This window comes from Achromobacter sp. Bel (assembly GCF_012928505.1).
Lineage (GTDB): Bacteria > Pseudomonadota > Gammaproteobacteria > Burkholderiales > Burkholderiaceae_B > Achromobacter.
In genome coordinates, this window is record NZ_JABBJN010000012.1 from 75,288 (window position 1) to 87,893 (window position 12,606).

General features: G+C 65.7%; 14 protein-coding genes. 5 read left to right on the forward strand and 9 right to left on the reverse strand.

The window, feature by feature from the left end:
* Positions 1-13 precede the first annotated feature (13 nt).
* Positions 14-193, reverse strand: a complete 180-nt coding sequence (locus HG262_RS10265) for a hypothetical protein (RefSeq protein ID WP_105556490.1) — start codon at positions 191-193, stop codon at positions 14-16.
* Positions 194-472: 279 nt separating this feature from the next.
* Here HG262_RS10265 and HG262_RS10270 point away from each other — a divergent pair, with 279 nt between their 5' ends.
* A complete protein-coding gene (locus HG262_RS10270) occupies positions 473-1,117 on the forward strand; it encodes a hemolysin III family protein (RefSeq protein WP_169270920.1) in 645 nt (214 codons plus the stop codon).
* A 7-nt stretch (positions 1,118-1,124) separates the two neighbouring features.
* Here HG262_RS10270 and HG262_RS10275 read toward each other — a convergent pair whose 3' ends face one another.
* Together HG262_RS10275 and HG262_RS10280 are read right to left on the reverse strand one after the other, a co-directional pair.
* A complete protein-coding gene (locus HG262_RS10275) occupies positions 1,125-2,306 on the reverse strand; it encodes an NAD(P)/FAD-dependent oxidoreductase (RefSeq protein WP_169270921.1) in 1,182 nt (393 codons plus the stop codon).
* 68 nt (positions 2,307-2,374) lie between these two features.
* On the reverse strand, positions 2,375-3,142 hold the full coding sequence (locus HG262_RS10280; protein ID WP_169270922.1) for a helix-turn-helix transcriptional regulator: 768 nt from the start codon (positions 3,140-3,142) through the stop codon (positions 2,375-2,377).
* 155 nt (positions 3,143-3,297) lie between these two features.
* On the opposite strand from HG262_RS10280, the gene HG262_RS10285 reads away from it, so the two are divergent.
* From HG262_RS10285 to HG262_RS10295, 3 genes are all read left to right on the forward strand, one after another.
* Positions 3,298-4,116 carry a sulfite exporter TauE/SafE family protein gene (locus HG262_RS10285; RefSeq protein ID WP_169270923.1) on the forward strand — a complete coding sequence of 273 codons (819 nt, stop codon included), beginning with the start codon at positions 3,298-3,300 and terminating at the stop codon, positions 4,114-4,116.
* Positions 4,117-4,345: 229 nt separating this feature from the next.
* Positions 4,346-4,738: a DUF4168 domain-containing protein gene (locus tag HG262_RS10290; RefSeq protein ID WP_169270924.1), complete on the forward strand. Its 393-nt coding sequence runs from the start codon at positions 4,346-4,348 to the stop codon at positions 4,736-4,738.
* A 139-nt stretch (positions 4,739-4,877) separates the two neighbouring features.
* A complete protein-coding gene (locus HG262_RS10295; RefSeq protein WP_211187141.1) occupies positions 4,878-5,576 on the forward strand; it encodes a glutathione S-transferase family protein in 699 nt (232 codons plus the stop codon).
* Here HG262_RS10295 and HG262_RS10300 read toward each other — a convergent pair whose 3' ends face one another.
* The 6 genes from HG262_RS10300 to HG262_RS10325 all read right to left on the reverse strand — a co-directional run bounded on the left by HG262_RS10300 (position 5,577) and on the right by HG262_RS10325 (position 11,506).
* Positions 5,577-6,338, reverse strand: coding sequence for an ABC transporter permease (locus HG262_RS10300; RefSeq protein WP_006225709.1), 762 nt, complete (start codon positions 6,336-6,338; stop codon positions 5,577-5,579). It lies immediately after the preceding gene.
* Positions 6,335-7,258 carry an ABC transporter ATP-binding protein gene (locus HG262_RS10305; RefSeq protein WP_169270925.1) on the reverse strand — a complete coding sequence of 308 codons (924 nt, stop codon included), beginning with the start codon at positions 7,256-7,258 and terminating at the stop codon, positions 6,335-6,337. Before HG262_RS10305 ends, HG262_RS10300 begins: the two co-directional genes overlap by 4 nt.
* A 95-nt stretch (positions 7,259-7,353) precedes the next feature.
* The gene (locus HG262_RS10310; RefSeq protein ID WP_169270926.1) at positions 7,354-8,292 is read right to left on the reverse strand and encodes a dihydrodipicolinate synthase family protein; all 939 of its coding nucleotides are present in this window, start codon (positions 8,290-8,292) and stop codon (positions 7,354-7,356) included.
* A gap of 8 nt (positions 8,293-8,300) precedes the next feature.
* On the reverse strand, positions 8,301-9,473 hold the full coding sequence (locus HG262_RS10315; RefSeq protein ID WP_169270927.1) for an L-rhamnonate dehydratase: 1,173 nt from the start codon (positions 9,471-9,473) through the stop codon (positions 8,301-8,303).
* A 9-nt stretch (positions 9,474-9,482) separates the two neighbouring features.
* Positions 9,483-10,511, reverse strand: coding sequence for a 4-hydroxythreonine-4-phosphate dehydrogenase PdxA (locus tag HG262_RS10320; protein ID WP_169270928.1), 1,029 nt, complete (start codon positions 10,509-10,511; stop codon positions 9,483-9,485).
* A gap of 8 nt (positions 10,512-10,519) precedes the next feature.
* The gene (locus HG262_RS10325; protein WP_169270929.1) at positions 10,520-11,506 is read right to left on the reverse strand and encodes a tripartite tricarboxylate transporter substrate binding protein; all 987 of its coding nucleotides are present in this window, start codon (positions 11,504-11,506) and stop codon (positions 10,520-10,522) included.
* A 123-nt stretch (positions 11,507-11,629) separates the two neighbouring features.
* On the opposite strand from HG262_RS10325, the gene HG262_RS10330 reads away from it, so the two are divergent.
* The gene (locus HG262_RS10330; protein ID WP_169270930.1) at positions 11,630-12,556 is read left to right on the forward strand and encodes a LysR family transcriptional regulator; all 927 of its coding nucleotides are present in this window, start codon (positions 11,630-11,632) and stop codon (positions 12,554-12,556) included.
* Positions 12,557-12,606 lie beyond the last annotated feature (50 nt).

The following is a 12,606-nucleotide window of genomic DNA, read 5'->3' on the forward strand; positions in this document are numbered from 1 at the left end:
GGACGCCTGGAATTCAGAATCTTGCCGCGGGACCGGCACCGCCCGTCAACAATTGCAGACAGGACATCAACGCCACGGCGATGGTCAGCACGGACAATACCCTGACCACTTTACTGGAGTCGGGACGCGTCAACATGGCGGTCATCCGCGTGACGATGTACGCCCCCACCATAAGGCCAATTGCCGGAATCATCGGTGCCTCCCCTAAGAGTATCTGTTGTGCGGGCGCGCATGCGCAGCCGCGGACGCGAGCCTGGGAAATAGAACGTGCGCCGCCTCTGCGGGCGGATCAATTCGTGCGTGAAATGTATCACAGAGTAACTACTCGACTGCGTATTTCCTTGCGCTCGGCATTGGCCGGATTTGCACAAAATCAAGCCGCGCCGCATCAGCTGCGCCGCATGTGCACGGCCCCTTGAGCCTGCGGCGCAAAGCGCCTATGGTGTAAGCCTCGCACCAACAAGACGCATTCATGTTTCCCAACGACAGACCCCAGACGCTGGGCGAAGAGATCGCCAACACCATCAGCCACGGCGTGGGCGCGGCAGGCGCCGTGGCCGCCGCCCCCTTCCTGATCGTCGCCGCCGTCCGCCAGGGCGACGCCGCCTTCATCGCGGGCGCCGCCGTCTTCGCCGCCTCGATGTGCCTGCTATATCTGGCTTCCACCATTTATCACGCGCTGCCGCTTTGCCGCGCCAAGCAGATCTTCAACGTGCTGGACCACTCGGCCATCTACCTGCTGATCGCGGGCACCTATACGCCATTTGCGCTGGGCGCGTTGCGCGGCCCATGGGGCTGGACCCTGTTCGGGCTGGTATGGGGGCTGGCCCTGCTGGGTGTCGGGCTGAAGGCCAGCAAGCGGCTGAACCGCCCGGCTATCTCCACAGGGCTGTATCTGGCGATGGGCTGGCTGGTGATCATCGCGGTGAATCCGCTGATCGAACGCGTCCCCACCGGCGGGCTGTGGTGGCTGGTGGCCGGCGGCCTGGCCTACACGGGCGGCGTGGTGTTCTTCGTGTTCGACAACCGCTGGCGCTACAGCCATTTCGTGTGGCACCTGTTCGTGCTTGCCGGCACCGTCTGCCACTTCTTCGCGGTGCTGTGGTACGCCGCCTGACGGCGATTCAAGGGCGGCGGGCCGCTTCCGCTTCGGGCATGGCCAGCAGGCCGCGCTTCATCAATCCGCGCACCCCGGGCAGCAGCAGCGAACCGCCGAACAGCAGATCGCGCCACAGCCCCGGCCCCGAAGACTGGAAACACGGCGTCAAGGCGCGGCTCAAGGTCTGGTACATGCGCGACGGCAGCAGCCGGCTGCGCGCATAACGCGCCGGCCCCTCGGCCGCGCCGTGCTGCCCCAGCGCACGAGCCAGCGCCAGCGCATCCAGCACGGCCAGCGTTGCGCCCAGGCCCAGTTGCGGGCTCATTGCGTGGCCGGCGTCGCCCACCGCGCAATACGGCCCGGCGGCCAGCCCGCGCGGCCAGGTATGGCGGTAGGTGGCCACGGCCAGGTCCTCGTGCCGGGACACTTGTTCAACGATCGGGGACGCTTGCGGCCACAACGCCAGCAGTTGGTCCTTCCAGTGCCCGATCGGTGCCGCGCGCCACGCAGGCAAGGCATCGTGGCGGATGCTCCAGAACAACGACAGCCGGACGCCCTTCGGCCCCGTCTCGGTGGGCAGCAGGCCCATCATTTGCCGGGTGCCGCGAAAGCGCTGCAGCAGCTGCGTCGCGCCTGGCCAGTCCGGCACCCAGAACTGCCCCCACAACGCCCCCCATTGGTAGACACGGGAACGGGAGGCCAGCCCCACCTGTTCGCGCAGCGCGGATGCAGCCCCGTCGGCCACCACGAACACGTCGAACGAGGATTCGGCCTGGCCGCCGCTGTCGCCATGGACCACGTGCGCCCTGCCCCCCTGGCGGCCCAGCGTCTGGACTGGACAGCCGAACGAGAACGCAACACCAGCGCGCTGGCAAGCGTCGAACAACACGCGGCCCAATGCCGCCCGGGTGACCGCGCGCGCGCCGTCGCCCACGTAATCGATATCGACGATGCGCCACCCCCGATGCGACACGCCCAGCAGGCGGTCGATCGGTGCGCCGACATTCAGCGCGGCCACGTCCACCCCCAGCGTGCGCAGTGCGCGCACCCCGGGCGGCTGCAGTAGCAAGCCCGCGCCCATCGTCGTGAAATCGGGGTGCTTTTCAAAGATGCGCACCTGATGCCCGGCCTGGGCAAGCGCCAGCGCGGTCGCCAGCCCGGCGCTGCCCGCGCCGGCGATGCCCACGGAAAGCGGTGATTGCGGCAAGGTTTGGAATCCGTATCGGCGAAGGGCCCGGCATGGGCCACCATTCGTGCCGCGATAGTACCAACAGACTAGTCCTGCCGCAGGTACTCGGTAGGAGGCCGGCCCAGCACGCGGCGGAACATCGTGGAGAAAGCCGCCGGGCTTTGATAGCCGAAATCCAGCGCGATGACAGTCACCGGTTGCCCGGCGGCCAGCCGCGCCAGCGCCAGCACCACGCAGGCGCGCTGCCGCCACGACGAAAACGGCATGCCCGTCTGCTGGCGGAAATGGCGGCTGAAGGTCCGCAAGCTCATGTGCAAGCGGTCGGCCCAAGCCTGCGGCGGCACGCGCGCATCGGGCGCGGCGATGAACGCCCGGCACAGCGATGCCAGCCGCTTGTCCCGCGGCAACGGAATATGCAGCGGCAGCACCGGCGCGCGATCGACCTCATGCAGCAGCAGGGCCGCCAGCGCCCCGTCCCGGCCGTCCAGGTCGTAGGCGGCAGGCATGTCCACCGCTTCCAGCAGCAGTTGCCGCAGTAAGGGTGACACCTCGATCACCTCGCAGGCGTCGCGCTCCGCCCGCGCCGCCCCGGGTTCGATGTAGGCGCTGCGCGTGCTGACTTCCAGCATGCGCACCTGATGCGTCACGCGGGCGGGAATCCACACGGCGCGCTGCGGCGGCACCACCCAGTTGCCGTCACGCGTCTCCACCTGCATGACGCCCGTGGCGCCGTACAGCAATTGCGCGCGCCGGTGCGCGTGAGCCGGCAGCAACTGGCCCGGCGCATAGTCGTTGCCGATGGCGACCACGGCGCGGTCCAGCGAGTCGTAGCGGTCGATATGGGTATTGCGCATGGGCGTGACTACGCCGGGAAGGCGGCAGTATGGGTGTCGGAGGGTGTCGAACCATCGGCCGGCTTGGCCGAAACAAGAACATTATTGTCCAATCCTATAAAGCAGGCCAATCCGTCGCACCGTTTCGTGACGGTTCTCCAGAAAGGATGGACGGCATGCTGTATCTCGTATTGGCTTTGTTCGGCTGCGCAAGCGGCGTCACCACGGTCCTGTTCGGCTTCGGCGGCGGTTTCGTCGTGGTGCCGGTGCTATATGGCGTGCTGACCGCCACGCATAGCACGGGCGACGCCATCGGCCAGTCCGCCATGCATATCGCCGTGGCGACCTCCACCTGCGTCATGATCGTGAATTCCATCGCCGCGACGCGCAAACATCAGCGCGCCGGCAATATCGTGCGCGCCTACGTCTGGCCGCTGGCCGCCTTTATCGCGGCAGGCGCGCTGCTGGGCGCGTGGGCTGCCACCCGCGCCAGCGGCGACCTGGTGCGCTGGATCTTCATCGCCTATCTGGGCGTGACGATCCTGGACTGCCTGCTGCGGCAGGGTTTCCTGGCGCAGCAGCATGAGACGCAGGCGCCGCAGCCCTTGGGACAAGGCGTCGTGGTGGGTGGCGGCGTGGCCATCGGCGCCATCGCGACCTTCCTGGGGGTGGGTGGCAGCGTGATGACCGTGCCCTTGCTGCGCCGGCGCGGCCTGCCCATGGCCAAGGCGGCGGCAATGGCCAACCCGCTGACGCTGCCGGTGGCCATCGTGGGCACGCTCGCCTACATGGCGGCGGCGCGCGGCCTTCCCACCGCGCTCGCGCCGTGGATCGTCGGCTATGTCGATCTGCTGGCTTTCGCGGCATTGGCTCTGGGTTCGCTGGCCGGCATCCGCCTGGCCGCCCCGCTGATTCCCCGCATTCCCGACCGCTTGCATGCCCGGGTCTACGTCCTGCTGCTTGCGCTGGTGATGCTGAGCATGCTGCTGATCTGAGCGCGGGGCGCCTGTCCATGGCCGCCGTGCGCAAACCTAAGGACACATCGCGGCCAGCAGCGACTACGAAACCGCGCAAAACGTTTCTGGCGCCGCCCCTGGGGCCACCCTCCCGCAGCGCGCCCGGATCCCGTGGCCTGCCGACACAGGAAAACACATCGCGAAACTTGTCCCGTCCCGGGTCCCGTAGTCATTATGGTCGGACATTCAACCGGAACAAGGAGGTTTCATGCAGCGTTCCACTTACGCATTCCTATCCGCCGCCATTCTGACGACGGCGCTGTCCGGTGCCCCCGCCATGGCGCAGAACGCCAGCCAGCCGTCGGCTCAACCGCAAATGGCCCCCGCCATCACGCAGCCCACCGACCAGCAGCTGCAACGCTTCGCGTCGGCGTCGCAGAAGGTGTCCGGCGTGGTCGACGAATACCGTCCCAAGGTCGACGCCGCGAAGTCGGACGACGCCAAGCAGAAGGTCGTCCAGGAAGCGGACGCCAAGATGGTGCAACTGGTCCGTGCGGACGGACTGACCGTCGAAGAATTCAATGGCATCGGCCAGGCCGTGCAGCAAAACCCGCAGTTGAAGCAGCGGGTCATGAACATGAGCCAGGGCGCGCCGAAGTAACCCAAGGTCGGACCGGGGATTGTCCGGCCTGCGCCACGCGTCCTCGGGCGTGTGGCGCTTTTTCTTGCGCCGCGACGGGGGGAAAGCGTTATCCTGAATGCCGTCCTTATCCACTGGCATGTCCAAGGAGCGCGGCATCTTGACCCCGGATCTCACCCTGTACGATTTGGCCGGCGCCGACGCGTCGCTACGCTTCAGCCCGCATTGCTGGAAAACGCACATGGCGCTGGCCCACAAGGGCCTGTCCGCCAAGACCGTGCCCTGGCGCTTCACCGAAAAGGAAGCGATCGACTTTTCCGGCCAGAAGCTCGTTCCCGTGCTGGTGCACGACACCCATGTGGTCAGCGATTCGTGGCAGATCGCCTGCTATCTGGAAGACACGTTTCCCGAACGGCCGTCCCTGTTCGGCGGGCCGGGCGGCCGCGCGGCCACGCTGTTCATCAACGCCTGGGCCGATACCACCTTGGTGCCGGTGCTGGCGCGTCTGCTGCTGCCTGCCATCCATGGCCTGATCCACGAAAAAGACCAGGAGTATTTCCGCGCCTCGCGCGAAAAGCGCTTCGGCAAGCTCGAAGACCTCGCCGCAGGCTACGCCGACCAGATCGCCGCGCTGCGGACGGCCTTGCTGCCGCTGCGCCTGACGCTGGGCAAACAGCCCTTTCTGGCGGGCAGCCAGCATGGCTATGCCGACTATGCGGTGTTCGGCATGTTCATGTGGGCCCGCTGCACCAGCCCGCTGGAACTGCTGGCCGAGGACGACGCCGTCCACGCATGGCGCGAACGGCTGCTGGACGCCTTCGACGGCCTGGCGCGCCGTGCGCCCACCGCGGCTGGCTGATCAGGTCTTCAGGCGATAGCCCGTCTTGAAGATCCAGCGCACGCCGATCAGGCACGCCACGAGGAACACCAGCGTCATGCCGACGCTGACGCCCACGCTGACATCCGACACGCCGTAGAACGCCCAGCGGAAGCCGCTGACCAGGTAGACCACCGGGTTGAACAAGGTGGCGGTCTGCCAGAACGGCGGCAGCATCTTGATGGAATAGAAGGTGCCGCCCAGGAAGGTCAGCGGCGTGATGATCATCAGGGGAATGATCTGCAGTTTTTCGAAGCCGTCGGCCCAGACGCCGATGATGAAGCCGAACAGGCTGAACGTAACGGCGGTCAGCACCAGGAAGCCCAGCATCCAGATCGGATGCGCGACCTCGAACGACACGAACAGGCGCGCCGTGGCCAGCATGATCAGCCCCAGGATGATGGACTTGCTGGCGGCCGCCCCCACGTAGCCCATGACGATCTCCACATACGAGATGGGCGCCGAATGGATTTCGTAGATGGTGCCCGAGAACCGCGGCATGTAGATGCCGAAGGACGCGTTGGCGATGCTTTGCGTCAAGAGCGACAGCATGATCATGCCGGGCACGATGAACGCGCCGTAGCTGACCCCGTCGATCTCGACCATGTGCGAACCGATGGCCGAGCCGAACACGACGAAGTACAGCGACGTGGAAATGACCGGCGACAGCACGCTTTGCATCAGCGTGCGCCAGGCGCGGGCCATTTCAAACAGGTAGATAGCGCGGATGGCGTAGAAGTTCATGATTGACCGTGTACCAGGCTGACAAAGATATCCTCAAGCGAGCTTTCCGATGAATTCAGATCCGTGAATTCGATCTCGAGCCGGCTGAGGTCGTGCAGCAGCTGGGAAATCTGGCCGCCGCCCTGGTTATCGTAGGTATAGACCAGCTTGTAGCCGTCGGCGGACAAGTCCAGCTGATACGCGTCCAGCGCGGTCGGAATGCCCGGCAACGGCGCTTTCAAGGTCAGGCTCAGCTGGCGCTTGCCCAGCTTGGCCATCAGCGCGTCCTTTTCTTCGACCAGGATGATCTCGCCCTTGCGGATCACGCCGATGCGGTCGGCCATTTCCTGCGCTTCTTCGATGTAGTGCGTGGTCAGGATGATCGTGACGCCGCTTTCACGCAGGCGCCGCACCATTTCCCACATGCCGCGTCGCAGCTCCACGTCCACGCCCGCCGTGGGCTCGTCCAGGAACAGGATGGCGGGTTCGTGAGACAGCGCCTTGGCGATCATGACGCGGCGCTTCATGCCCCCGGACAGCGCCATGATGCGGCTGTCCTTCTTGTCCCACAAGGACAAGTCCCGCAGCACCTTTTCGATGTAGGCGGGGTTGGCCGGCTTGCCGAAAAGGCCCCGGCTGAACGTCACGGTGTTCCAGACGCTTTCGAACGCGTCGGTGGAAATCTCTTGCGGCACCAGGCCGATCTTGGAACGCGCGGCGCGGAAATCCGACACGATGTCATGGCCGTCGGCCAGCACCCGGCCGTCGCTGGGGTTGACGATGCCGCAGATGATGCTGATCAGCGTCGTCTTGCCCGCGCCGTTCGGCCCGAGCAAGGCGAAGATCTCGCCACGCTGGATTTCCAGGTTGACGCTCTTTAGCGCCTGGAACCCCGACGCGTACCGCTTGGATAAACCCTGAACTGATATGACCGGCTGCACTCGAGCCCCCGACGTGATCGATAGCCGGAGATTTTACCCGCCACGCCGTTACAGCTTGTTCGGCGTGGCGGAACGCAGTGTTCCCGTTTCAGGGATTAACGCCCCCAGCGCAGCACCAGGGGGTCCAATCGGCGGGCGGTTTCCAACAGACCCTGGCGGACCTCCGCGCGCATGGGCGGGAATGGATGCCTGGGCGCCTCGCAATCGATCACGCCGCCGGCCCGCATCAAGGCCTTCGCCGTCAGGATGCCGCCCTGGCGGTTTTCGTAGTTGATCAGCGGCAGCCAGCGCTCGTACAGGCGGTAGGCCTCGTCGCGCCGGCCCGCGCGGTGTGCCTCGATGATGGGACGGATGCCGTCGGCAAAGCCGCCGCCCGTCATGGATCCAGTGGCGCCCGCGTCCAGGTCGGGCAGCAGCGTGATGGCCTCTTCGCCGTCCCAGGGCCCTTCCACCGCCGCCCCGCCCAGCGCGATCAGGTCGCGCAGCTTTGAGGCCGCGCCCGCGGTTTCGATCTTGAAGTACGACACCTGGGCGATCTCGCGCGCCATCTTGGCCAGCAGCGCTGCCGGCAACGGCGTGCCCGCCACGGGCGCATCCTGGATCATGATCGGGATGTCCACCGCGTCCGACACCTGCTGGAAGAAGGCCTCGACCTGCGCCTCGGGCACGCGGATCGTGGCCCCGTGGTACGGCGGCATGATCATCAGCATGGCCGCCCCCAGGTCCTGCGCCTGCCGGCTGCGCGCCGCGCAGACCTGGGTGCTGAAGTGCGTGGTCGTCACGATGACCGGCACGCGGCCCGCCACGTGTTCCAGGATGGTCCGGGTGAGCACCTCGCGTTCCTCGTCCGACAGCACGAACTGTTCGGAGAAATTCGCCAGGATGCACAGGCCGTCCACGCCGGAGTCGATCATGAAGTCCACTGCCCGCTTCTGGCTGGGCAGGTCCAGCTCGCCCGCCTCGGTAAACGGGGTGGGCACCACCGGGAAGATGCCGCGATAGCGCGGCGCCTGGGTCGTGGGGGTCGTTGTCATCCGCGGTCCTATTCGATGATGTTGAAATCGTTCAGATACTCGGTCTTCAGCGTCAGCCCCAGGCCCGGCTTGTTGTCGTCCAGGTCGATGAAGCCCTCTTTGGCCACCGGTTCGCCGTCGAAGATGTAGTAGAACAGTTCGTTGCCGACTTCCACGTCGAACATCGGGAAATACTCGCTCATGGGCGAGGCCAGCGTGCTCATCGTCAGGTGGTAGTTGTGCATCTGGCCGGCGTGCGGAATGACGGGCACGCTGTAGGCCTCGCACAGCGCATTGATCTTGTGCGCCGCCGTGATGCCGCCCACGCGGTTCGTGTCGTACTGCACCACCGACACCGCCTTCCTGTCCAGCAGCTGCTTGAACCCGTACAGCGAGAACTCGTGCTCGCCGCCCGAGATCGGGATGGACGTCAGCTGGTTCAGCTCTGCATAGCCGTCGACATCATCGGCGATGACGGGCTCTTCCAGCCAGCGGGGTTCGAACTTCTCAAGCTTGGGCAGGATGCGCTTGGCGTATTCCAGGTTCCAGCCCATATAGCATTCCAGCATCAGGTCCGTGTCATACCCGATGACTTCGCGCACGGCCTCGACCGACTTCAGGTTTTCGACCACGCCCTTCTGCAGATGTGCCGGGCCATAGCCGAAACGCATCTTGAACGCGGTGAATCCCTGGTCCAGGTACGTCTGCGCCTCTTCCTGCATGGCCTTCAGGTCCGTGCGGTACAGCTTGGAGTAGTAGACGGGGATCTTCTCCTTGGTGCGGCCGCCCAGCAGCTTGAAGACAGGCTTGTTCACCGACTTGCCCAGGATGTCCCAGATAGCGAGGTCAATGCCCGAGATTGCCGCCATCGTCACGCCCTTGCGCCCCCAGGCGTGCGTGGCGCGGTACATGCGCTGCCACAGGTATTCGTAGTCCCAGGGGTCGTGCCCCACCACCAGCGGCGCCAGGTACTGGTCGATGATGGCCTTGGCCACGCGCGGGGCCAGCGCCACATTGCCCAGGCCCACGATGCCGTCATCGGTTTCCACTTCGACGACGGTCCAGCCGTGGAAGCGGAACGTGCTCATGGTCTCTTGCCTGGAATACAGCAGGTCCATCGCGTTGGAGCAGAAGTTGCCCTGCGGCGGCACGGTCTTGCCGGTCCATTCGAAAACGCGGGCGCGGACGGATTTGATCTTCATGTCGGGTTCCTACTGGGAAGACGGGAAACGGTGCGATGCGCCCATGCGGCAGGCGATCTGGAAGGCTTGCCAGGTGGCCTCCACATTGGCGCGGCCCTGGCCCGCAATGTCGTAGGCGGTGCCGTGCGCTGGCGTGGTGATGGGGATGGGCAGGCCGCCCTGCACCGTCACCCCGCGCGCAAAGCCCAGCAGCTTGATCGCGATCTGCCCCTGGTCGTGATACATGGTGACGATCGCCTGGAACTCCCCGGCCTGCGCTCTCAGGAATATGGTGTCGGCCGGAAACGGCCCCTGCACGGGCAGGCCTTCCTCATTCATCTGGCGTACCGCAGGCGCAATGATGTCGACCTCTTCGCGCCCGCAAGTACCGCCGTCGCCGCCATGCGGGTTGAAGGCGGCAACCGCCACGCGCGGCGCGGCGATGCCGTTGGCCTCGAGCGACCGGTAGATCAGGCGCGTCGCCGCCTTGATGCCATCGACGCTGAGCGCCGCCGCAGCGTCCTTGAGCGGGATATGGGACGAGACGCGCGACGTCCACAGCTCGCCCAGCGTATTGAATTCGCAGAAATAGCCGTCGACGCCCAGGTACTGCGCGAAGTGGTGCAGTTCGTCGTCGTGCGCCAAGCCGCCCAGCTTCATGGCGAACTTGTTCAGCGGCGCAAAGCAAATGGCGTCCACGTGGCCGTCGCGCGCGGCGTCCATGCAGGCGTCCAACACGCGCAGCACCGATGCGCCGCCCGCTGCCTGCGCTTGGCCAACCGTCACTTGGTCGGGCCGGACCGTGTCCCTTTCCAACCAGGCCGGCACGCCGGTGTCGGGCCGGGCGCGCACCGCCTCGAAGCTGTCCACCGGCTGGGTCGCCACCTGCACGCCGGCCACGCGCTGGCCTTCCCGCCAGAGCCAGGCGTCGCCCACCAGCACGATGTTGGCGCGTTGGCAGGCCTCCGGCTTGGCAAGCAGGCGGGCGATCAGTTCGGCGCCGATGCCGGCGGGGTCGCCCAGCGTCAGGGCGATAACGGGTTTTGGCTGCGGATTCATGCTGGGATTCATTCCACGGAAATGTTGTTTTTCTTGATGATGCCGGCGTAGCGCTGGTTCTCGGCTTGGTGGAACTGCGCGAACTGCTCCTGGCTCATCGGGGTGATGTCGGCGCCGATCGCCTGCAGGCGGGCCTGTGTGTCGGGCAGCGCCAGGATCCGGTTGACGTCGTCATGGATGCGTTTCTGGATGGCGGCGGACGTGGCGCTGGGCATGTAGATGCCGTACCAGGCGCTCATTTCGACGCCAGGCACGCCTGCCTCGGCCATCGTCGGTACGTCGGGCAGTTGGGCGTTGCGGCGGGCGCTCAACACCGCCAGCGCACGCACCTTGCCGCTCTTGATGTGGGGGATGACGGACGAGGCGGTTTCAAAGGCGATCTGCACCTGCCCGCCCATCAGGTCAACCATCGCCGGGCCGCTGCCGCGGTACGGAATATGCGTCATCTGTACGCCGGTGGCGTCCTTGAAGAGTTCCGCCGCGATGTGCTGGGTGCTGCCCGAGCCGCTGCTGGCGAAGTTGTATTCGCCCGGTTTGCTTTTGAGCAGCGCGATCAGTTCCTGCACCGATTTCGCGGGCACCTGGTTGTTCACCACCAAGATGTTCGGCACCGCCCCCACGAACACCACGGGCGTCAGGTCGCGGTCGTTGTCATAGCCCAGTTTCAACAGGTGGGGCGCAATCGCATGCGCCGTCGACACGCCCATCACCATGGTGTGGCTGTCCGCCGACTTCGCGGCCAGGTCGGCCGCCAGCGTGTTGGATGCGCCGGGCTTGTTCTCGACCACGACCGTCTGCTTGAGCATGGGCCCCAGCTTGTCCGCCACGGCGCGCGCCATGGCGTCGGTGCCCCCGCCGGGCGCGGACCCGACCAACAGGCGTAGGGGCTTGGCGGGCCAGTCGGCGGCTTGCGCCTGAGCCTGCGCCGTCCCGGATGCCAGGGTCGACAGACACAGGGCGCCCGCCGCCAATGCGGCCAATGCGCGGATCTTCATGGTTGTCTCCTTGAGTGGTTCTTTGCCGCTGATGGGCAATTTGTTGTGAAGTCATCTTAGGGAGAAGATCTGTTTCCGTAAAATGAAACTTTTGCACCAACTGTTCACCTCAGGCGATCAATCATGGAACGCAACCTGAACGTCTCTGCCCTGCTGGCTCGACTGCGCATGCGCCAGGTCGTGCTGCTGCTTGCCATCGACGACCGCGGCACGCTGCGCGCCGCCGCGCAGCAGCTGAACATGACCCAGTCCGCCGCCAGCAAGATGCTGCACGAGCTGGAATCGGCGTTAGGGCAACCGCTGTTTGAACGTGTGGGCCGCGGGCTGGCCCTGACACCCGCCGGCGAGTGCGTCATGGGACATTTCCGCGGCATGCGCGGAACGGTGTCGTCGCTGGCGCGCGAACTGGATGAGCTTCGGCTGGGCAGCGCCGGCAAGCTCTTCATCGGCAGCATCATGGCGGCCTCGCCCGGTCATCTGACCGATGCGCTGCTGCGCCTGAAGCAGACCTATCCGCTGTTGGCCGTGGAAATATCCACCGGCACCAGCGACCTGCTGATCGCGCAGTTGAACGAGGGCAAGCTGGATGTGGTGATCGGCCGCATGCTGACCCTGTCGGACCGCAACTACGTGTTCCGCCCGATCGGCGACGAGGCTCTGTCGGTGATCGCGGCGGTGGACCATCCGCTGGCCCGCAAGCGGCGCATCGGCTTCGAGGCGATGCAGGCGTATCCGTGGATCCTGCAACCGCAGGGCAGCCCGATGCGCGAGGTGATCGAACACGAGTTCCGGTCGCACAATACGGCCCTGCCGCCGGGGCTGATCGAATCCGCATCCATCCTGACCACCACCAACCTGGCCATGAAGTCGCACATGCTGGGCGTGATTCCGGAATCGGTCGCCAGCCGGTATGCCCGGCATGGCCTGCTGGCGATCCTGCCCTATCAGATCCGGCAGTCGCTGGCGGCGTTCGGCAGCATCGTGCCGCGCGACCGCCCCTTAAGCGCCGCAGGGCAGCACTTTGTCGACTTACTGCACGAAAATGCGTGAAGATAGGCGCCTGTTAGGGAAAAAATAGACACTGCGAGCAGTACAATCAA